The sequence below is a fragment of the Pseudofrankia sp. DC12 genome, assembly GCF_000966285.1.
Taxonomy (GTDB): domain Bacteria; phylum Actinomycetota; class Actinomycetes; order Frankiales; family Frankiaceae; genus Pseudofrankia.
Window position 1 is genome coordinate 3,558,065 of sequence record NZ_KQ031391.1, and the last position, 20,948, is coordinate 3,579,012.

Below are 20,948 nucleotides of genomic sequence, written 5' to 3' on the forward strand. Positions count from 1 at the left end.
TCATCCCCAACGCCCGGTTGTGGCTCGCGCCCGTGGCCGCGGTCGCTGTCGCCGCGCTGACGCTGATCGCGGCCCGTGCCACCCTTCGGCTGGGAAGCCTGGAGCCCGCGGACGGGCTCAGATGACGCGCCACATGACGATGTGTGAACCGATCAGCGGCTCCTCCCAGGGCTCACCGCGAGTCCGGAGGCCGGCGCGTTGGTAGAACGGGACCGCGCGAACACGGGCGTTGCACCACAGCAGACCACCGCCCTGGCCGCGGACGTGCTCGATTGCGCCGGAAAGGAGCCTGGAGCCGATTCCCCGGCCTCGAACTTCCGCTTCCGTCGCCATGCCGCGCAGGCGCCAGCCCGGGTCTCCCCAGGGCGACTCCTCACGCAGCACCGACGCGGTCCCGATGACGGTCCCGTCGGCCAGCCGGGCGACGAGATGCGCGGTGTGAGGCTCGTCGTCGTGCGGGAAGCGGACCAGCTCGCTGGCCGCCAGATGCGGCCGCAGCACCCGGCGCCGCAGTGCCAGCGTGGCCTCGACGCTGGCCCGTTCGACGCGGACGCCGGCCGGCTGGCCGCTGCTCACGGCCCGATCCTCGCCATGCCCGGGCTCTGCCGCGAGTCCGGCGTCTGCCGCGCGGCGCGATCCAGCTTGTAGTTCGTGAACACCAGATCCCAGCTGCCGCGATTACGCCCGACCAGGTTGATGTCGCGGCGCGTCGGGAGCCGAAGCGTCTGGAACTGCGGCCCGAAGAGCTCGCGAACGAACTCGGTGTCGCTGTTCGTCAGCATCAGGTACACGCCACGCCGGTCCGCGCGCCGCATCGCCGCGCACAGCCGGACATGGTCCTGCGCGCCGAACTGGCCAGCCGTATACCGCTTGAAGTCAGACCAGCCGCCGAGCGGGACATACGGCGGGTCGAGGAAAATCCAGTCGCCCGCCTCGGCGGCGTCGACGGCCGTCTCGAAGTCCGACTCCACCACGGCGGCGGCCCGCAGCGCCTCGGCGGCACGGGACAGCGTCTCCCGGTTGTAGTACGGGCGGTCGTAGGCGCCATACGGGGTGTTGAACTCACCCTTCCGGTTGACCCGCCAGAGCCCGCGGAAACTGGTCTTGTTCAGGTAGATCACGCGCGCGGCCCGCTCCAGCTCGGAGAGTTCGGCGGGGTCGCGGCGCCGCGTCCGCTCAAAGTGCTCGGCGGTGTTCGGCATCGTGTCGAGCAGCGCCATCACCTCGGCAGGCTGGCGGCGAACCTGCTGGAAACAGACGACCAGCTCGCCGTTGGCGTCGCTCAGTACCGCTCTCGCCGGCCGGAGCTCGAAGAACACTGCCCCGCTGCCGAGAAACGGCTCCCGGTACGTCCCCGCGAACTCCGGTGCCAGCGCCACCAGGGTGCTGGCATAGCGCGTCTTCCCGCCGGCCCACTTCAGAAACGACCGCTCACCAGGCGCGGGACGCGCAACCTCTACCCGAGCCGGCTGCACATGCGGAGCCTACCGGGCCGGGCCGGCGCACCCGGCTCCGGCGGTGCATCGGGGTGCTCGGTGAGTCGGGCGGGTGTTTGTGCAGGTGGTGCGGTGTGGCGGTCCGCGATGTGGGTGTGATCATGTTGGGCCCACGGCCCCCGCGTTAGAGGTCGTCGGGTGATGTCGGAGATCGCAACTTTCCCGGCGCCAGCCGGCTGCGCCGCCTGGCAGCTGACGGGTGGAAGCTGCTGGCCCGGCTGCCCGGCGGGCTGACGGTACGCAGGGCCGGCGACTGGCTGGACGACGGATCGTTCCTCGCTGACATGGACCGACGACGTGCTGACCGGCTGGCGGGTCGTGGAGTACGACGTCTTCGCGGACGGCGTCCACACCGGACAGACGTACGCGGTCGCCAGCAACGTCACCGATCCCGCCGTGCTGCCCGCCGTCCAGGCCTCCGGCGCGTACCAGGCCCGGTGGGGCGCGACCGAGACCCCGCTACGCGAACACAAGTCGATGATCACCGGGGCTGGGCCCGGTACCGGCCCGATGCTGCGCGCCAGGGACCCGTTCGAGGTCGACCAGGAACTACCCGCCTGGATCATCACGGCCAGCCTGCTGCTGCGTGCGCTGCAACGGGCCACGGCGGCCCAGGCCACCCCTGCGGCCCGCGGCCGCCGGGCGGGGCAGCCCGTACTTGTGCGCGAGTTGTCGTTCACCGCGACCCGCCACGCCCCCGTCCGCGGTCTCGACGCCGCGACCACCGGCCTGCCCACCGAGATCGTCCAGATCCGGCACGCCCAGGACCTGCCCGGCCGCCGCCGCGACACCCTTGACCGCCACGGCGCCCGGCCCCGCGCGGCGAAGAGCGCCTCCGACTTCCCGACCGCCGGACCCGACATCAAGACCACGACCAACATCAGCTATGAGGTCAGGATCTGCGGGGCGACCCCGCACCACACCACCACGGCCGCCACCGACCGTGCTGCCACCCCGCCCGGCGTCGCCACCCCGCCGGCGCTCACCGCCATGCCGGCCGTCATCACCCTGCCAGCACGTCACCAACTGTGACCACACCCCGGACCTGGCCACAGCCGCGTAACCGACGCGATCATGCGCTGGTTGTCGGCATTGCCTCAACACCCCGGGCCAGGCCAGGCACGCTGGTTCGGTCGTGCGGTGGCGCGAGGGCCGTCGGCGGCGGACTTGGCAGGCCACATGAAAACTGGATCTGGCGCTGTCCGGCCGACGGGAAGTAGCAATAAGTAGCGCGCCGGATACCTTGAGTGTGCCCCCAACGGGATTCGAACCCGTGCTACCGCCTTGAAAGGGCGACGTCCTGGGCCACTAGACGATGGGGGCCGAGAGTTCCGAACCGTCACGGCGCGTTGCCAAACCCCGCCGAGAGGTCCGGGCAAGCATAGGGGACAGCCAGGTCCACCGCCAAACGCGTCTCTGCCGCCGGGATCGTCCCGGATCGTGCGCCGGCCGCCGGGACGCGTCGAGACCCTGGCGCCGGGACTGCTGGCGCCGGGGTCTCGGACGGTGAAGCGGTGGGTTAGATGCGCCCGGTAGAGGCAGCCCGCTTGCGGCTCAGGGCGTCGACGCTGGCGGCGACAGCAAGGACGCAACCGGTGACGACGAACTTGACGCCTGCGCTGTACCCCATCAGGCCCATGCCGTTGTCGATTACGGCGACCACCGCGCCACCGAGGACGGCGTCGATGATCCGGCCCTTGCCACCGAAGAGGCTGGTGCCACCGATGACGGCCGCGCCGACCGCGTACAGCAGGGTGTTGCTGCCGCCGGCGTTCGGGTCGACGGAGGTTGCCCGGGACGCGGCGATGATGCCGCCTACCGCCGCCATCGACGAGCAGATGACGAAGCAGGAGATCCGGATCGCGACCACGTTGATGCCGGCGCGGCGCGCGGCCTCGGCGTTGCCGCCGACCGCGTAGATGTGACGTCCGTACGCGGTGCGATTGAGCACGTACGTCCCCGCGACGACCAGCACCAGGATCACGGGGATCACGATCGGGACGCCCTTGAGCGAGACGATCGCCGTGCGCGAGCGCTCCCGGTTGAGCACGTAGACCGCGACCCCGAAGAGCACGGCCAGCGCGCCCGTGCGCAGGGCGATGACCGAGACCGGGTCGGCCGACAGGCCGCCGCGACGGCGCCCGAGGGTGCGGAGCAGCTGGGTGGCGCCGAAGCCGAGCACGACCACCGCGAACAGGATCCAGCCGCCATAGACGGGAAGGTTCTTGTTCGCGATCGCGACCAGGGTCCTGTCCCTGATCGAGATGTTCCCGCCATTCCCGATGATCAGCAGGACTGTGCCCTGGAACGCGAGGAACGCGGCCAGGGTCACCACGAAGGAGGGGATACCGACCCTTGAGACCAGGAACCCGAGTACGAAACCGATCACGACGCCGGTGCCGATCCCAGCGAGGATCGACACGATCCAAGACTGGCCGTGCTGGGCGGTCAGGGTCGCCATCACGGCGGCGCACACGCCCGACGCGAAGCCAGCCGACAGGTCGATCTCACCCAGCAGCAGGACGAAGATCAGGCCTATCGCGATGACGGTGACCGCCGCGCCCTGGGTGAAGAGGTTGGCGAAGTTGATGGCCGACACGAAACGCGAGCGCAGGATCGCGAACGCGACGCACAGCACCAGGAGACCGAGGACGGCCGGCAGCGCGCCCATGTCGCCGCCGCGAACGCGGCTGACGTAGTTACGCCCGTAGTCGAGCGGGCTCGGGTCCGTGGCTGGTATGGGGGCGGTCCCCTTGGCCAACGGGGCGGCGGGCTCCGGGTTGACGGGGGTAGCGACCTCGGTGGTGCTCATGCCGCTCCTCCCGCGGTGGCGCCGGCGGAGGCGTCCGCCAGGGCACCGTTCGTGGAAAGGGTCTTCGCCGCCGGGGCGCCCGGCGCGTTACCCGTCGTGATCGTCTGTACGACGTCCGCCACGGTGACGTCCTTCGACCGGACGTCGGCCGCGACCCGGCCCAGGTAGAGCGCGCAGATCCGGTCCGACACATCCATCACGTCCCGCATGTTGTGCGAGATCAGGACGACGGCCAGGCCCTTGTCGGCGAGCCGGCGGACCAGCTGCAGCACCTGCTCGGTCTGCGCGACGCCGAGGGCGGCGGTCGGCTCGTCGAGGATGACCACGGAGCTGTTCCACAGCACGGCCTTGGCGATCGCGACCGTCTGGCGCTGGCCACCGGACAGGCTGGAGACCCGCTGGCGCAGCGAGGTCACCGTCCGGACCGAGAGGCCGGCGAGTGTCTCGCCGGCCTGCTTCTCCATCGCGGCCTCGTCGAGACCGAGAAAGCGGCCGCGCCGCTCCCGGCCGAGGAACATGTTCTGGACGATGTCGAGGTTGTCGCACAGGGCCAGGTCCTGATAGACGATCTCGACGCCGAGCGCCCCGGCGTCCTTCGGCTGGTTGACCGAGACCTGCTTCCCAAGGAAGGAATAGATGCCGGAGTCGATCGGGTGGATACCGCCGATGCATTTGACCAGCGTCGACTTGCCGGCACCGTTGTCGCCGACGAGCGCGGTGACCTCGCCCGCGTTGGCCGCGAAGTCGACGTCGTTCAGCACGTGTACCGGGCCGAAACTCTTGTTCACGCCGCGTAGCTCGAGGACGGGCGTCCCCGCCGGCGGTGGATTGTCAGTCATGTCACTCCTCGCCCGGACGAAGGCACGGCCGGTCGTCGGCGCGCGTCAGCGATGGATGAGCGCCTCAGGCGAATAGGTAGGTGTGATCCGGACTACAGGTAGCCAGCAGTATGGGCGTACCAGCGCCGGCTGAACAGAGATCCGAGAACCCACCCGGACGTAGGAATCCGTCCGTGGGTGGCGTTGAAGCTACCACCCACGGACGGTTCCCATGTGATCACGACTGGTGGCCGTGATCGGCCGGGGCTAGATTCCGGCGGTGGTGCAGAGCGCCGCGAACTTGCCGGTGCAGAGCTCGGCCTTGGTCACGTAACCGTCGTCGACGACGAACTTCACGTTGTCCTTGGTGATGGCGACCGGCTGCAGCAGCACCGACGGCACGTCCCGGTTACCGGTCGGGTCGTGGATGGTCTGCGGGGCGTCGCCCTTTTCACCCTTGGCGAGGCTGATCGCCAGCGCCGACGCCGCGTCCGCCTCCTTCTTGACGGCCTTGTACACGGTCATGCACTGGTCGCCGTCGAGGATGTTCTGCAGAGCCGGGGTCGTGGCGTCCTGGCCGGTGACCGGGACCTTCCCGTTGAGCCCGTTCTTCGCCAGGATCGCGAGCGCGGCCCCACCGAGACCGTCGTTGGCGGTCAGCACGCCGCCGATCTCCGGCTGCTGGGTGAGCATCTGCTCGAAGATCGTGCCGCCCTGCTGGTTGTCCCAGTCAGGCACGGACTGATCCGGGCCCTTGACCAGGGTGCCGTCCTTGTACAGCGGGTCGAGCACCGAGTCGTAGCCCTGCTTGAACAGCGTGGCGTTGTTGTCGGTCGGCGAGCCGTTCAGCTCGGCGACGATCGGCTTCTGCGCGCCCGAGGCCTTGAGGCAGTCAACCAGGCCCTGGCCCTGCAGCTTGCCGACCGCGACGTTGTCGAAGCTGACGTAGTACTGAGCGGAACCGCCCAGCGTCAGCCGGTCGTAGTCGATCGTCGCGACGCCCTGCGCCTTGGCCTTGTCCTCGATCGCCTTACCGGAACCGGAGTCCAGGTTTGTGATCATCAGAACGGTCACGCCGTTGGTGATCATCTGGTCGGCGATCGTCTGCATCTGGGTGGCGTCGCCCTGGGCGTTCTGGATGTCGTACTGAACGCCCGCGGCCTTGAAGGCTGCCGCCAGCAACGGCTGGTCAGCCGTCGCCCAGCGAGCCGAGGACTTGGTGTCAGGCAGGATGACACCGATCTTGCCCTTGACCTTCGCACCACCGGACGAGGTGCTGCTACCCCCGCCGCCGCTGCTGCCACAGGCCGCAACGGTCAGCGCAACACATGCTCCCGCCGTCGCGAACCGTAAAACCTTCCCGCGCATCTGCGTGGCCCCTTCCTTGGGCGTTGTCGCCCAGGATGCGGATGCTAAGTTGTTTGCCAGAATATATTCATGTGATCAGTCTCACGCAAGGAGATTGCCGAAGGCAAGAGGAATTGGTAACTATATGTACGCAGTCAGCTACTTACCGACGGCGGGCTGCTCCGGGAGACTGGACACGTGATGCGTCTTCCCCGACCGCACCCATCGCCGGCCGGGATCAAGCAGGATGAGCTACGTCGGCACAACCTGAGCCTGCTGCTGCGTTACGTGCACCTGGCCGGACCGACACAGCGAGCTACCTTGACCGCGCGGACGGGCCTGAACCGCAGCACCATCGGTGCCTTGGCCGCCGACCTCGCGAGCACGGCCGGGCTGGTCCGCGAGGAGTCGCCGGATACCCATTCCGGTGCCGGCCGCCCGTCGCTGGTGGTGGTGCCGGAGACCGAGCGCTACCAGGTGCTGGCCTTCGACCTGGGGGTTGACCGGATCGTCGCGGCGCGGGTCGGTCTGGGCGGCGCGTTGCTCTCGCGCGAGGTCGTTCCGCTACCTCCGGGTGAGCGGGACCTCAGAACCGTGGTGGAACTCACGGCCGCGACGGCGCGCCGTCTCGCGGAGGCGCTCCCTCCGCTCACTCACTGTGTCGGTATCGGGGTCGCCGTCCCCGCGGTCGTCCGCAGCGCCGACGGCTTCGTTCGCTTCGCGCCGAACCTCGGCTGGGAGCAGCAGCCGCTGGGTGCCGCGCTGCGAGCCGCGCTCGTCGACGCGCTGCCCGGCCGGGCGATCGGCGGGCCCGTCGGCAGCCCGGTGGTCGAGGTCGCCAACGAGGCCGATCTCGGTGCGCTCGCCGAGCACGCGCGCGGCGTGGCCCGCGGCCACGACGACATCGTCTACCTCTCCGGCCAGGTCGGCCTCGGCGCGGGGATCATCTGCGGTGGGCGGCCGCTGCGCGGCCACGGCGGCTACGCGGGCGAGGCTGGCCACATGATCGTCAACCCGAGCGGCCAGCGCTGCCGCTGCGGCGCGCGCGGCTGCTGGGAGACGGAGATCGGCACCGACGCCATCCTGCGGGCCGCCGGGCACGAGCCGGGCGACGGCGGCTCCGTACGGTCGGTCGTCGCCGAGGCGACGGCGGGCGACGCCCGGGCCCGCCTGGCGCTCTACGAGGTCAGTCGCTGGCTCGCCGTCGGGGTCGGCAACCTCGTCAACCTGTTCAACCCCGAGCTTGTGATCTTCGGCGGGGAGCTGCGCGACCTGCTCGAGGTGGTCGAGCACGACGTCGTCGGCCGGATGGGCGCGGGTGGCCTGACCGTCTCACGTGAGCACGTCGCGCTGGTCCCGAGCGCGCTCGGCGGCGACTCGAGCCTGTTCGGTGCCGCCGAGCTGGCCTTCGCCCGCCTGTTGGACGACCCGCTCGGGGTCGCCGCCACGCTCGCGACCGCGGCCGAGGTCTGAGCCGCCGGCCGCTACGGGCCGGCCCGTAGCGGCCGGCGACCCCAAGGCGACCGGCCCGAAGAACGACGGACGGGTCTACTCCGACTCGCGCTCGCGCCGCAGCAGCGGCAGGACGCCGGCCAGGACGTCGGCGAAGGCGGCGCGCGTCGCCGGGTCAGGCTCGGCGGCGACGAGGTCGGCGGCGACCGGCCAGTCAGGCGGCGCGGCGGCGCCGGACAGCGCCCAGGCGGCCTGACGGGCCGCGCCGATCGCGACCCACTCGCGGCCCGGGTCCGGCAGTGCGACCGGCAGCCCGAGAACCGCCGGGGCGATCGCGCGCACCGCCAGCGAGCGCGCGCCCCCACCCACCAGCAACGCGCGGCGGGCCTCGACGCCGTGCTGGCGCAGCGCGTCGACCCCGGCCGCCAGCCCGCACAGCACTCCCTCCACGGCGGCCCTGGCCAGGTTCTCCCGGGAGAAGTTGCCGCGCGAGAGCCCGGCGAGCAGCCCGCGTGACCGGGGCAGGTTCGGGGTGCGCTCCCCGTCCAGGAACGGCAGCAGGGTGAGCCCGCCCGCGCCGGGCCGCGCGCCCAGCGCCAGCGCGTCGAAGCCGTCCGGGCTGACGCCGAGCAGGTCGGCGACGGTCGCGAGCACCCGGGCCGCGTTCAGCGTGCAGACCAACGGAAGGAACCGCCCGGTCGCGTCGGCGAAGCCGGCGACCAGCCCGGCCTCGTCGTGCGTCGCCGCCTCGGACGCCGTGAAGATCGTCCCACTGGTGCCCAAGGAGACGATCACATCGCCGGGCAGTGGCGCGAGGCCGAGCGCCGCGGCCATGTTGTCGCCGGTACCCGGGGCCAGCAACGCGCCTGGCGGGGCCAGCCGCGCCGCCTCCCCGACGACCTCGCACGGGGCGGCGACGCGGGGGAGCTCCAGCGGATGACCGAGGGCGCGCTCAACGAGGTCAGGCCGGTACTCGCCGGCCGCCGGCGACCAGTAGCCGGTGCCGGAGGCGTCGCCGCGGTCCGTCGTCGCCGGAAGGTCAGGACGCTCGTCAGGCGCGGGCCCGCCGCCGGCCAGCCGCCAGGTCAGCCAGTCGTGCGGGAGCAGCGCGGACCTCGTCCGCGCGGCGTTCGCCGGCTCGTGGCGGGCGAGCCAGCGCAGCTTGGTGACCGTGAAGCTCGCCGTCGGCACGCTGCCGGTGGCCGTCGCCCACGTCGCGGCCCCCAGCTCGGCGACGAGATCGGCGGCGTCGTCGGCCGAGCGGACGTCGTTCCAGAGAAGCGCCGGGCGGACTGTCTGGCCGGCGGCGTCGAGCGCGACCAGGCCGTGCTGCTGGCCGGCTACCGAGATCGCCGCGACGCCGTCGAGCAGCCCGCCGCCGGCGGCCGTGCGCAGCGCGCCCCACCAGGCCTCCGGGTCGACGGCGGTGCCGTCCGGGTGCGGCGCGGCGGCGGTTCGGACGATGGTGCCGTCCGCCACCTCACAGACCACGATCTTCGTTGACTGCGTCGATGAGTCGACACCCGCGACCAGCGTCATGGCCTGCTCCCGATGCGTGACCGCCGCGGCGGCGGAGTACGAGACGCCGCGGGCCGACGGCCCGTTCGTGCGGGGTGCCCTCGTATCGCTGCCGCCAGTGTGACTGTCGGTAACGATTGGCCGCCTCGACGGCGCTCCGGCCGTTGGTTGCGCGGTGAGATGCGCCCGTGGCGCGACTTGGGCGATCGAGGCCCGGCTCCGCGAGGCTTCGGCATTTTACCTGGTGAACGGCGAACAGCCCTCTCGTCGAGGGCTACGCGACTCTGGGTCGGGGCTTGCGTGGCGGCTCCGTCCGGCTTATTTGTTGTATCCAACACCAAACTAGCCGCGAGGTGACCCCATGGCCAGTGATCTGACCGCCAGTGACCTGACCGTCAGTGATCTGACCGCCAGTGATCTGACGCCCACCAAGGCAGACCGGTTCACCTTCGGCCTGTGGACCGTCGGCTGGCAGGGGCGCGACCCCTTCGGTGAGGCCACCCGCCCGCCGCTCGACCCGGTCGAGAGCGTGCACCGGCTCGCCGACCTCGGCGCCTATGGCGTGACCTTCCACGACGACGACCTGATCCCGTTCGCGGCGGACAACGCCGAGCGGGAGCGCTGCATCAAGCGGTTCCGATCAGCTCTCGACGAGACCGGCCTGATCGTCCCGATGATGACCACCAACCTTTTCTTCCACCCGGTCTTCAAGGAAGGCGCGTTCACCGCGAACGACCGCGGTGTCCGTCGGTTCGCCCTGCGCAAGACGATGCGCAACATCGACCTCGCCGCTGAGTTCGGCGCGAAACTCTACGTCGCATGGGGCGGCCGGGAGGGTGCGGAGAGTGACGCTGCCAAGGATCCACGCGCGGCGCTCGACCGCATGAAGGAAGCCATCGACACGCTGTGCCAGTACGTCCTCGACCGGGGCTACGACATCCGGTTCGCGCTCGAACCGAAGCCCAATGAGCCTCGTGGCGACATCCTGCTCCCCACGATCGGCCACGCCCTGGCCTTCATCAACCAGCTCGAATATCCGGACATGGTCGGCCTGAACCCGGAGGTCGGCCACGAGACGATGGCCGGCCTGAACGTCGTCCACGGCTACGCCCAGGCGCTGTGGGCCGGCAAGCTGTTCCACATCGACCTCAACGGCCAGCACGGGCTCAAGTACGACCAGGACCTACGCTTCGGCGCGGCCGACGTCAAGAGCGCGTTCTTCCTCGTCGACCTGCTGGAGAGCGCCGGCTACGACGGCCCCCGCCACTTCGACTTCAAGCCACCGCGGGCCGAGAACATCCACGGCGTCTGGGTCTCTGCGGCCGCCTGCATGCGGACCTACCTGATCCTCAAGGAGAAGGCCGCGGCGTTCCGGGCCGACCCTCGCGTCGTCGCGGCGCTGAGCGCGGCCGGCGTCGACGAGCTGTCGACCCCGACCCTTGCCCCTGGCGAGACTGCAGCCGACCTGTTGGCCGACCCCTCGTCGTACGAGAACTTCGACGCCGACGCAGCGGGTGCTCGTGCGGTCAACATCGAGGCGCTCGACCAGCTGGCCCTTGAGCACCTCCTCGGTATCGCCTGACAGTTGGGGTCGCACTAGGCGAGGGCGGCCCGGCATGAAGTAGCTACTTAGGACGCCTCCGTCGCCCGGCCTGGCCAAGGGCCCGGCCGGACTGGCCCGGCGCAGCAGTTCGGCCCGTGGTCTCGCCTGACGCCGTCCGTGGCCGGGGACACGTCAGGCCGTGATCGCCGTCTTGTTGCGCCACGAACTCGAAGGGAGACGCCGATCTGAGGTAGACGGTGATCTTTTGGAGGGGTGCTGCACGGGAGATGGAGGTTGGCCCTCCGTGATCGCCATGCGGGTGGTGGTCACAAACCGCCGTCAGCGGCGTCAGCCGAACAGCTGGGGTCGTGAGCGTGACGGAAAAGGCGCGGCGGTGATCGTGTCAGGTGTGGGCCGGGAAGGCGAGCGCGAGCGAACCACCGTTGAAGTGTCGAAAAGATGTGGATGGCGTCAGAACCGGGGCAGTGAAACGGCTTCGGGATGAGTCTGGGGGTTACCCGTCTACTGCCCAGACGGCGTCCGGCATGCAGGTGGCGCGAGCCCGGTCCGGGCTTCCGTGTGGAACGTGGGAACTTTCCGTATGCCACGTCTCGCGTCGAGTATGGCGTGGGTGAGGGAGAACTCCAAGCGGCGGAATCCGTGAGGACAGAGTACCGAAGGTGGAAACGGAAGGGGCGGACCGCCTCGTAGTAGCGCGGAGACTCCTGTAATGGGGGTGGAGCGAAGGGGGCGGGCTGTCCGGTGACAATGTGTCGGTCAACCGTTGGATGCGGGAGGAGCCGGTCGGCGTGTCACAGCCGAAACCGTTTGACATTGACAAGCGGCTGTTCGTGGAGGCTTTTGGGAGAGTCCGGGCCAACAAGGGTGCGGCGGGAGTCGACGGGACGTCGATCGCCACGTTCGAGAGCAGGCTTAAAGACAACCTGTACAAGACGTGGAATCGGATGTCGTCGGGTACCTACTTCCCGTCGCCGTTGCGTGAGGTGGTGATACCGAAGCCGGAGGGTGGCTCGCGCGTGTTGGCGGTGCCGACCGTGGCGGATCGGGTCGCGCAGACGGTGGCCGTGCTGGTCCTGGACCCGCGAGTGGAGCCGATGTTCCATCGGGACTCCTACGGGTACCGGCCAGGGCGCTCGCCGCTGGACGCGGTCGCGGCCGCACGTACGCGGTGCTGGAAGAACGACTGGGTCATCGACCTGGATATTCGGGCGTTCTTCGACAGCGTGCCGTGGGATAAGCTGATGGCGGCGGTGCACCGGCACCTCGACTGGGATACCCGATGGGTCGGGCTGTATGTGGAGCGCTGGCTGAGGGCTCCCCTGGTCCGAGCGGACGGGACCCGGGAAGAACGGACACGGGGATGCCCGCAGGGGTCGCCTGTGTCACCATTGCTGGCTAACATCTATCTTCACTATGCGTTCGACACCTGGATGATCCGGGAATTTCCGGGTGTCCTGTTCGAGCGGTTCAGTGACGATGTGGTCGTGCACTGCACCAGCGAGCAGCAGGCTCGCAGGGTGCTGGCGGATATACGCGGCCGGCTGGCGGAATGTGGCTTGGAACTGAACGAGTCCAAGACCCAGGTCGTTTACTGCGCGGACGACGGACGGAGGAAACCCTGGGACGGGCCGACGGGCTTCGACTTCCTTGGGTACACGTTCCATGCCCGGACGGTTCGCCGCCGGGACGGGGCACTGTTCGTCGGTTTCACTCCCGCGATCAGCGACAGGAATGCCAAACGGCTACGCCGCCAGATACGCCGGTGGAGGTTGCATCGGCGCACGGCCGGGACTCTCCAGGACCTGGCAGCGAGAATCAATCCGCTGATCAGGGGTTGGATCAACTACTACGGTGCGTTTACACCGTCTCGGTTGGCTCCGACCCTCCGCCTGATCGACGCCTACCTGGCGCGATGGCTGCAACGCAAATACAGGCGGTTCCGACGGCGGTGGCGCCGGTCGCTACGGTTCCTCGCGGAGGTACGTCGCCGCGACCCGGGACTGTTCGCGCACTGGCAGCAACCGCTGGCGGTCGGTAGGACAGCACGAGCCGGATGAGTCGAGAGGCTCACGTCCGGATCTGTGGGGGCCGGCGGGTGAGACTCCCGCCGGCTACCCGGCACTCTCGACCGGTCACGGAATCGCCCCGGTTACGGCCGCGCGAGGGTCAAATGGCGATCACGGCGGGGTTTCGCGACCTGCGCGACCGGGTCAGCGGGCTGGCCGGGCGGCGTCGACCGGCTGGGGAGGTGGGGCCGGCGAACGTCGGCCACACGTGGTTCGAGGGGTGGGCGAGTGGCCCTCCTGGACTGTCTCGCGGTCCTGTATGCTTCTCCACGGAGCACAGAGCGGTCTAAGGATCTAGATCTGAACGAGGATCTAGGCCGGCTGACCAGCAGGTGGTTCGTACGGTAAGGTCGCAAAACTGAACGCCCTTGGTCCCGTGGTGAAGCCTGGAGTTCACGCCGCCCTGTCAAGGCGGAGGTCGCGGGTTCGAATCCCGTCGGGACCGCGCACAACGTCCGAAGCGGCCAGCCTGCTGGCCGCTCGGATGTGTCGTCTGGGGGCAGGTAGCTCAGTCGGTACGAGCGTCCGCCTGAAAAGCGGAAGGTCGGCGGTTCGACCCCGCCCCTGCCCACCCATTTGACCTGCGGAAATACCCGAAATTTCGATCAACGCCTGATCGATATATGGCAACGCGTGTGGCAACGGGACCGTCCAATCCCAGCGGCCGACCGGCTCGGACCCTGGCTGACCTGCGAAGACAGCGAGGCTGACCGTCCGCTTTTCGGGTGGAAGGTCACGAAGATCCTTTTCTAGGGGTGGCCGGCCGACGGTGTTCCGGCACTGTTTGTGCTGGTAGGAGGCCCCAACGACCGTCCGGGCGCGGGGGCATTCGTTCGCTGACGTCCATGGACGTTGCCACACAACATGGCCCTGTATGGCAGAGGAGCTCGCCCGGTGCCCTGCTGGCGAGCGACCCACCTGCGACGATGAAGAGGATCGAGGAGAGCGCACGTCCGCTTATTGGGCGGACGGTCCCGGATCGCGGAGGCGATCAAAAACCGATCAGCGCAGCGCGCAGGTGATGACCGTCCGGGCGACGCCCAGCACGAGGGCGGCTACAGCACCTCACGAGCCTTCTTCCGCGAACCCGTCGGAACTGCGAGCTGTGGATGGACTTCACCGCGATCACCGCCCCGGCCTGGCGGCGCTTCGCCAAGGAGTACCTGCTCGCCCGGCTGGCACCCACCCTCGACGAGGTGGCCGTGCTCGCGCACGCCTACCGGACACCGCTGGCGCTGACCAGCTGCCACCAGCGGCTGCGCGCGCTGACCGGCTGGCTGAACTGGCTGACCAGCCACGGCGTGTCCAGCCTGGATCAGGTCAGCCAGCAGCACTGCGACCGGTATCTGAACCAGCGGCGGGCCCGGCACGATCCCGACGGGAACCCGGTCGGCCCGCTCGGGGACTACAGCGTCCGCCTGATCGCCGCGGTCATCATCGAGCTCGCCTACTACACCGAGCTGTTCACCGCCGACCGCTACCCGCCCGGCTTCCTGCCCTGGTCGGGACGATCAGCCTGGGCGGTAACAGGGGCCAACCCGCCCGGGTCCAACACCACCCCGGTGGTGCGCCAGCAGGTGCTGGCGCCGATGCTCGCCGCCACGCTCTACCTCGTCGGCACGCTCGCCGAGCCCATCACCCTGCTGCGCCGCGGGCTGGCCGCCCACCAGGACCAGGTACGGGCGCTACCCGGCTCGCACGCCACACCCGCCGCCCTGCGGGTCGTCCTGCGCCGCCACGAGTCCACCGGCATTCCGTTGGAGCAGGTCGCCGACCACATCGTGCACGGTCGGCTGGCCCGGGGCTGGGCCGACGACGACCCGCTGCTGGCGGTCAACCTGCACGCCCTGGCCCGCCGCACCGGCCGCGCCAAGATCAGCAACACGACCGTGCAGGCGCTGCGGCCGGCGATCGAACACACCCTCCGCCTGGTCGGCGTCGAACGGCCCTGGGGCCGCGACGCCCCGCACGTCGAGCGGGCCGACGGCGCGGGCCCCATCCGGTGGACACTGCCGATCGACGAAGCCGACGTGCGCTACCTGGCCGACCACCTGTTCACCGCCTGCCTGCTGGTGACCGCCACCGTCACCGGGATGCGCGAGTGCGAGCTGATGGAACTGCGCACCGGCTGCCGCCGCCCACCCGCCGAGGACACCCTCGACCGGCACCGGCTGACCGGCACCCTCGTCAAAGGCCAGCCCCTCGGCGGCACCCGCGACGAATGGGTCGTCATCGGCGAGGTCGACCACGCCATCGCCGTCGCCGAACGGCTCCACAGAACGGAGCGCCGCGACGGTGACCTGCTGTTCGGCCGGTTTGCCTTCGCGTCCCGCTACCAGCACCTACGCTCCTGGGTGAACGGGCCGGCCGGCCGGCGGCTCGGCCTGGACCCCATCCCCGACGACCCGGTCAACCCGCGGATGCTGCGCCGCACCCTCGCCCAAGAACTCGCCTACCGGCCCGGCGGCCTGCTCGCCACGAAAATCCATTTGAAGCATGTGTCGGTGGCGACGACCGAGGGCTACGCCGCCCGGCCCGGCGGCGCCCAAGCGAAACTGCTCGCCGAGATCAGCGAACACGAAACCGAACGCAACCAGCAGCTGATCCTCGCCGAATACCGCAACCACCAGCAGCAGATCATGCCCGCTGGGCCTGGCGCCCGGGACCTGACCGCCTTGTTCGCGCACATCGACGCCGAGCTCTCCGCCCACGCCCCCATCGCGCCCGGGGTCCTCGACAGCGACAAACATGTGATCAACCTGCTGTCCAAACGGGCCGGGACGCTGCACCTCGGCGCCGCGAACTACTGCTGGTTCATCGACCCGGCCCGCGCGCTCTGCCTGACACTCGCCGGCACCCCGACCGCGGACAAGCCCCTGGCCGGGATGTGCGACTCCGCCCGCTGCCCGCAGGCCACCCACCACCCCTGCCACCGCGACGTCTGGGCCGACACGGTCACCCAGGCCACCGCCTTCCTTGGCAACCTCGGCCGCACCCACACCGCCGAACGCGCCCGGCTACGCGGTGAACTCGCCCGCGCCCAACGTGTCCTGGACGCGATCGACACCGCGTCTGGATCATCCACGGCTTCCGACGCCGAAAGCGAGTAGCCCCATGCGCGTCAGCGACGCCCAGCGCCGCGACACCGAAGACCGCATCCGCGCCACCGCCCGCGCACTGCTACGCGGCGAACTACCACCCGGCGGCAAGTGCGACACCACCACCCTGGCCCGCCTCGCCGGGATCTCCCGGGCCACCCTCTACCGCAGCTACCCGCACCTCAAGGCCGAGTTCGAAAAGCAGTTCGCCGACCTTCACGCCACCGGCGGCACCGTCGTCGACTCCCGAGACGCCCAGATCACCCGCCTCAAACGGGACAACGCCGACCTGCACCGCCGGCTCGCCGAACGCGACAGCCAACTCGCCGAGCACGAAGCGTTCAGAACCCTCGCGATCTCCCGGCTCGCCGCCCAACACGACGAGATCCACCGCCTCCGCACCGCCGCGGCGGCCCCCGCCGGCACACTGCGCGCCCTACCTACCCGACGATCCACCGGCCAGATCGGACCATGCTGACCGCGCCAGACCGGGGACAGCCACGAGCCATGACCTGCCTCACACCCAAGCGCTCCGACACGGCTCGAAACGAGACACGACCGCTCGCCGCCGAATTAAACGAGACACGCAGACTGCGGACAAAAAGCCGATTCTCTCTGCTTTGTGACAGCGTCTCGTTTTCTCCTTTCGGTGGGGCTGGCTGTCTCGTTTGCCGGTTGCGGGGTGGTGTGCGGCGTTCGTAGGGTCGCGCCTCGTGTATCTGACCTTCTTCTCCGGTGCGGGCTGGCAGGGCTGGGATGTGGCGGCGGCGCCGGCGATCCCTGAGCGGATGCCGGTGCTGGTCGATGACGATCTGCGGTTCGACGGCGACGGTGGTGTGCCGCGGCCGGCGGTCGTGGTGAACCGGTGGCTGTGGGAGCTGCCCACGAGGGGTGCGCCGGCGAGCGCGACGTGGGCGGCCTACGCGCGGGTGCTGCGGGACTGGATCGAGTTCCTCACGGGCCTCGGGGTCGGTCTGTTCGACGGCCGGGAGGCGTTGAAGCGGGCGCTGGGGGCGTATGCGGCGCACCGGGCGGACGGGCCGGTGGCGGCGCGGTTCGCGGCGACGACCTGGAACCGGCACGTGAGCGTGTTGTCGTGCTTCTACCAGTGGGCGGTGGCCGAGGGGTATGCGGTGGCGGTGCCGTTCAGCTATGCCCAGGGCCGCGCCGGTTTCGCCGGTCCGGCCGGGCCGGTGCGGGTGAATCTGGCCCGGCGGCGGACACCGAAGGCGCACGTGACCATCAAGTATCTGGAGGCCGAGTTCGCGGAGATGTTCGTGCGCGCGCTGGCGGGGCTGCGGCCCGATGGCGTGGCGGACGAGGGCTATCGGGGCCGGGAGTTGGAACGCAACGCCGCGATGGCCCGGTTGGCGTTGGCGAGCGGGCTGCGCCGGGCGGAGTTCACCTACCTGCTGGTCTACGAGGTCCCGGCGCTGCCCCGAGCGGCGAGGGACCTGCCGGTGCCGCTGGCGGTGCCGGCGGGAGTGGCCAAGGGCCGCAAACCCCGGACCACCTGGGTTGATCACGCCGCGTTGGAGGCGGTGCACCGCTATGTGGGGCTGGACCGGGCGGCGAGCACGGCCGGGTCGTCGTGGCGTCCCCCGCCCCGGTGGGGAACGCCACTGCACGTCAGCGACCCCGACCCGATCGGCGGGCGGGTCAACGGGGTCCGGGTGCGCTGGGCGAGCCTGCGTCCCGCGGACCGGCGGCGCCTCGTCGACCCGGACGGTGGGTCGTGCCTGCTGGCGCTGCGCGGTGACGGCGGGCCGTTCACCGCGTGGGACAGCGTGTTCACCCGCGCCTCAGAGCGCATCCGCGAGGCTTTCGAGCCCCGCTTCCCGCATGTCCACCCGCACCGGCTGCGGCACTCGTTCGCCCTCGCCACGTTGGAGAAGCTGGTCGGCGGCTACTACCGGCAGGCCGCGGCGCTCACGGCGGCGACCGGCGGCGAGGGCGGCCCGGACGTGGCGTTGGCGTTGTATCTGTCCAAGGCCGACCCGCTGATGGTGCTGCGTGACCTACTCGGCCACTCCTCCGTGATGGTCACCGAAACCTACCTGCGCCGGTTGGACACCACCCGCATCTACCGGGACGCCTACCAGCACGCCGGCGCCGCCCACGGCCTGACGGCCGACCCTGCTGCGCAGCGTGAGGCGGACGCGGAGTTCACCGGCACCTACGTGGAGGGGGACGAGTTCTGATGCCCGCCCAGCTGCGAGAGGACGGGCTCGGGATCGCCTGCGTGTTCAGCGACGGCCGCCGCCGAGCGTTCACGGTCGCGGGCGTGGCGCCAGCGCCGCTGGCCGCTGATCTGCTGGTCGGGCTGGCCGGGCTGGTCCACCCGCACGGCAGCGTCGACGCGCCGGCCACCGTCGGCTGCTACCTGACCGGCCTGAAGGACCTGGCCGCCTTCGCCCACGGCCGTGGGCTGGCTGGTGGGGCGGCGACGCTGACCCGCGCCGTGCTCGCCGAGTACTGGCTGCAAGCGGGCTGGCTGGCGGAGCTGACGACCCGGCGGATGCTGACCAGCTACGACACGACGACCGGTGCCTTGCCGCCGCCAGTGCGGGAGCTGGCCGGCGGGCGGCTGTTCAACTCCGCGCCGGCGTCGACGCCGCTGGTCCCCTACCCGGTGCAGGAGTGGGAACGGCTGCACAAAGCCTGCCGGACGGCGGTCGATGAGGCGTTCGCCAGCCACCGGGTCATGCAGGCGGCGGCACGGCGTGGCGGCGACCCGCGCGAGCTCGGCTTCAGCCAGGACAATGTTGCCTGGCTGCTGGCCGAACACGGTCCGGCCACCGCCACCGACGTCGCCGCGTATCTGGGCCGGACCAACCGGTGGATCGAGCTACGCGGCGGGGTCCGCCCCGTCTGCCAGGCTCTCTACCCCGACGTCCACACGGTGATCGCCTACCGGCTGCTGCTGGGCATCTACACCGGGATCGTGCCCGACGGCATCGCCGACCTCGGCGTGAGCGACCTCGACTGGGCCGGGGACGCCACCGTGCTGCTCGCCTACGTCAAGGGCCGGCGGGCAGCCGAATCGGTCACCCTGCCCGCCAAGGCGGTCCGGCTGCTCGAGCAGTGGCTGGCCCACAGCGCGCCCGCCCGGGCCTTCGCTCCCGCCGGACTACGCGGCCATCTGTGGGCGCACTTCCACTACTACGCGGCCCGCACGGGCAGCCGGCAGCAGTGGTGGACGACGCAGGTTCCCGCGCCGACCCAGCGGGCGTGGGCGCAGCGCCGGGGCCTGACGGTCGACCGGCGCCGCATCCGCACGACCTACCTGTCGTTGCGGGACCGGCGGTCCTGGCACGGCAGCTCCCGGACGCTGATCGACCCGAACCACAGCCCGGCCGTGGAAGGCGACAGTTACCTCACCGCCACCACCCCCGCCCAGCGTGAGGCGGTCGAGGCGGTCATCGCCGACGCGCAGCACGACATGCTGCGCCGCGCCCACCCGCCGGTCGTGCTCGGCGACGCCGACACGGCCGCCGCGGTGGCTGGCTTCCCGCGGCTGGCCGCCGACCTCGGTGGTTGCCCGCTGTGTCCGGTTCCTGTGAGCCGCGGAGCGGGTGCTGGCCTGGGTGCGCGAGGAAAGGCGGGCTTGCTGATAGGTGGGGCGCTGCGGGGGCGCGCAGGGAATGCGGGTGCCGAGGTGGGTTTGGCTCGGCCGTTCAGGGAGTTACGCACTTGGTCGAGCAGGTCACGCTGCGCGTCATCGGCGGCTAGGCCGAATAGGTCGATGGACACCACTCCGTGGAGCAGTCCGGGCCGGTCGCAGTCCTCGACACGGATCGGCAGGAGTTTGCGGCCGAAGCCTGTGGGATCAGCGGCTTGGGCTGCTTGCCACTCCTGTTGGCCGTAGACGGAATCGAGGTAGGCGGCAGACAGGATCGCGATCGTCCGAGTCGCTCGCTGCACCCCATCGTTCATGCGAAACTGCCAGTTCGAGCCGGCGACGAAGTCCCAAGCCTGGATCAAGACGCTGTAGCGAGAGTCCTCCAACTGCCAAGCCACCCACTCAGCCCACGCGCGGTCTGTGTGGGTGTAGGAGACAAAGAAGTCTCACCCGTCGGCGCGCGGCAAATCCCCCGAAGCCGTCACATGACCGATCCTCGCACGAGAACAGGACCCACGGCCCGGGATGGTCGACAAGATGGAGTCCCCACCCGGCCTAGGCCGAACACATCGATGGACATCACTCCCCACAGTCAGGGTTCCGCAGCCGAGGCGTAACGGCGGGCAGCCACCGTGGCGGCCAAGCCGACGGACGACTGTGGACGAGCGTGGATGTCTTGAAATCCAAAACGCCCGCGACCTGCACTAGCGGGCGTCTGCGGACATCCATGGACAAATCACCAAGATCTCTTAAGCTGCGGGTCGAGGACCGCCCGCACGATGGTGCCGTCCCGCGCTGTCTGCGCTTCCGCTACTCGACGCTCGTGCCTGCGTTGCCAGCGGGCAGGAACGTGCGTGGTCTCAGTCTTGGTCTCGTTCAGGGCCGTTCGGCAGCGGTCGAGACAACGTCGTGGCATCGCCCCGCCTGCATCGCGGACCGCTATGAAGGCCGGCGTACGAGCCACCGTGGCACTGAAAGGCGGAAGGTCGGCGGTTCGACCCCGCCCCTGCCCACCACCTCTGACCAGCGGTTTTACACCGCAACAGAGATCAAATCGGCCGTTTTGAAGATCGTTATGTAGCAACGGGTGTAGCAACGCCGACCGAGACCTGGCGGCGGACGGTCACCCGCACACCAGCGCTGACCTGCACAGAC

Annotated in this window: 14 protein-coding genes and 3 tRNA genes; 9 read left to right on the forward strand and 8 right to left on the reverse strand. The window is 70.1% G+C overall.

Annotated elements, in window-relative coordinates:
• Positions 1-117 precede the first annotated feature (117 nt).
• Together FRADC12_RS14045 and FRADC12_RS14050 are read right to left on the reverse strand one after the other, a co-directional pair.
• Entirely contained in the window at positions 118-576 is a 459-nt protein-coding gene (locus FRADC12_RS14045) for a GNAT family N-acetyltransferase (protein WP_052710904.1), read from the reverse strand.
• Positions 573-1,475: a DNA adenine methylase gene (locus tag FRADC12_RS14050; RefSeq protein WP_045877000.1), complete on the reverse strand. Its 903-nt coding sequence runs from the start codon at positions 1,473-1,475 to the stop codon at positions 573-575. The genes FRADC12_RS14045 and FRADC12_RS14050 overlap by 4 nt, the downstream gene beginning before the upstream one ends.
• A gap of 318 nt (positions 1,476-1,793) precedes the next feature.
• On the opposite strand from FRADC12_RS14050, the gene FRADC12_RS14055 reads away from it, so the two are divergent.
• A complete protein-coding gene (locus FRADC12_RS14055) occupies positions 1,794-2,528 on the forward strand; it encodes a hypothetical protein (protein WP_045877001.1) in 735 nt (244 codons plus the stop codon).
• A 218-nt stretch (positions 2,529-2,746) separates the two neighbouring features.
• Here FRADC12_RS14055 and FRADC12_RS14060 read toward each other — a convergent pair.
• The 4 genes from FRADC12_RS14060 to FRADC12_RS14075 all read right to left on the reverse strand — a co-directional run bounded on the left by FRADC12_RS14060 (position 2,747) and on the right by FRADC12_RS14075 (position 6,494).
• Positions 2,747-2,819, reverse strand: a tRNA-Glu gene (locus FRADC12_RS14060).
• Between the two features lie 196 nt (positions 2,820-3,015).
• On the reverse strand, positions 3,016-4,308 hold the full coding sequence (locus FRADC12_RS14065) for a sugar ABC transporter permease (protein ID WP_157488856.1): 1,293 nt from the start codon (positions 4,306-4,308) through the stop codon (positions 3,016-3,018).
• Positions 4,305-5,147, reverse strand: a complete 843-nt coding sequence (locus tag FRADC12_RS14070) for an ATP-binding cassette domain-containing protein (RefSeq protein WP_045877002.1) — start codon at positions 5,145-5,147, stop codon at positions 4,305-4,307. Before FRADC12_RS14070 ends, FRADC12_RS14065 begins: the two co-directional genes overlap by 4 nt.
• Positions 5,148-5,393: 246 nt before the next feature.
• Positions 5,394-6,494 carry a sugar ABC transporter substrate-binding protein gene (locus FRADC12_RS14075; protein WP_045877003.1) on the reverse strand — a complete coding sequence of 367 codons (1,101 nt, stop codon included), beginning with the start codon at positions 6,492-6,494 and terminating at the stop codon, positions 5,394-5,396.
• A gap of 180 nt (positions 6,495-6,674) precedes the next feature.
• Here FRADC12_RS14075 and FRADC12_RS14080 point away from each other — a divergent pair, with 180 nt between their 5' ends.
• Positions 6,675-7,946 (forward strand): ROK family protein, encoded by a 1,272-nt coding sequence (locus tag FRADC12_RS14080; protein WP_045877004.1) that lies wholly within the window; start codon positions 6,675-6,677, stop codon positions 7,944-7,946.
• 75 nt (positions 7,947-8,021) lie between these two features.
• Here the strand turns inward: FRADC12_RS14080 and xylB are convergent, their stop codons facing one another.
• Complete coding sequence (gene xylB, locus FRADC12_RS14085; protein ID WP_045877005.1) at positions 8,022-9,464, reverse strand: xylulokinase; 1,443 nt, start codon at positions 9,462-9,464, stop codon at positions 8,022-8,024.
• Between the two features lie 340 nt (positions 9,465-9,804).
• Between xylB and xylA the strand changes: the two genes are divergently transcribed.
• The 7 genes from xylA (at position 9,805) to FRADC12_RS14120 (ending at position 18,372) form a co-directional block, all read left to right on the forward strand.
• Complete coding sequence (gene xylA / locus FRADC12_RS14090; RefSeq protein ID WP_045877006.1) at positions 9,805-11,025, forward strand: xylose isomerase; 1,221 nt, start codon at positions 9,805-9,807, stop codon at positions 11,023-11,025.
• Between the two features lie 770 nt (positions 11,026-11,795).
• Positions 11,796-13,064: a group II intron reverse transcriptase/maturase gene (gene ltrA, locus FRADC12_RS14095; protein WP_232303511.1), complete on the forward strand. Its 1,269-nt coding sequence runs from the start codon at positions 11,796-11,798 to the stop codon at positions 13,062-13,064.
• A gap of 379 nt (positions 13,065-13,443) precedes the next feature.
• Positions 13,444-13,518: transfer RNA gene (locus FRADC12_RS14100), tRNA-Asp, on the forward strand.
• Between the two features lie 52 nt (positions 13,519-13,570).
• Positions 13,571-13,644, forward strand: a tRNA-Phe gene (locus FRADC12_RS14105).
• A gap of 538 nt (positions 13,645-14,182) precedes the next feature.
• Positions 14,183-16,183 carry a site-specific integrase gene (locus tag FRADC12_RS14110; RefSeq protein ID WP_052710905.1) on the forward strand — a complete coding sequence of 667 codons (2,001 nt, stop codon included), beginning with the start codon at positions 14,183-14,185 and terminating at the stop codon, positions 16,181-16,183.
• A 4-nt stretch (positions 16,184-16,187) separates the two neighbouring features.
• Entirely contained in the window at positions 16,188-16,649 is a 462-nt protein-coding gene (locus FRADC12_RS14115) for a hypothetical protein (protein ID WP_045877007.1), read from the forward strand.
• 235 nt (positions 16,650-16,884) lie between these two features.
• A complete protein-coding gene (locus FRADC12_RS14120) occupies positions 16,885-18,372 on the forward strand; it encodes a tyrosine-type recombinase/integrase (protein WP_045877008.1) in 1,488 nt (495 codons plus the stop codon).
• A 1,171-nt stretch (positions 18,373-19,543) separates the two neighbouring features.
• Here FRADC12_RS14120 and FRADC12_RS29790 read toward each other — a convergent pair.
• Entirely contained in the window at positions 19,544-20,191 is a 648-nt protein-coding gene (locus FRADC12_RS29790; protein ID WP_349305938.1) for a toll/interleukin-1 receptor domain-containing protein, read from the reverse strand.
• Positions 20,192-20,948: the final 757 nt, after the last annotated feature.

Coding starts and splice junctions, on each gene's coding strand:
- FRADC12_RS14065 (WP_157488856.1), bottom strand. CDS start 4,308: ATGAGCACCACCGAGGTCGCTACCCCCGTCAACCCGGAGCCCGCCGCC.
- FRADC12_RS14070 (WP_045877002.1), bottom strand. CDS start 5,147: ATGACTGACAATCCACCGCCGGCGGGGACGCCCGTCCTCGAGCTACGC.
- FRADC12_RS14075 (WP_045877003.1), bottom strand. CDS start 6,494: ATGCGCGGGAAGGTTTTACGGTTCGCGACGGCGGGAGCATGTGTTGCG.
- FRADC12_RS14080 (WP_045877004.1), top strand. CDS start 6,675: ATGCGTCTTCCCCGACCGCACCCATCGCCGGCCGGGATCAAGCAGGAT.
- xylB (WP_045877005.1), bottom strand. CDS start 9,464: ATGACGCTGGTCGCGGGTGTCGACTCATCGACGCAGTCAACGAAGATC.
- xylA (WP_045877006.1), top strand. CDS start 9,805: ATGGCCAGTGATCTGACCGCCAGTGACCTGACCGTCAGTGATCTGACC.
- FRADC12_RS14110 (WP_052710905.1), top strand. CDS start 14,183: ATGGACTTCACCGCGATCACCGCCCCGGCCTGGCGGCGCTTCGCCAAG.
- FRADC12_RS14115 (WP_045877007.1), top strand. CDS start 16,188: ATGCGCGTCAGCGACGCCCAGCGCCGCGACACCGAAGACCGCATCCGC.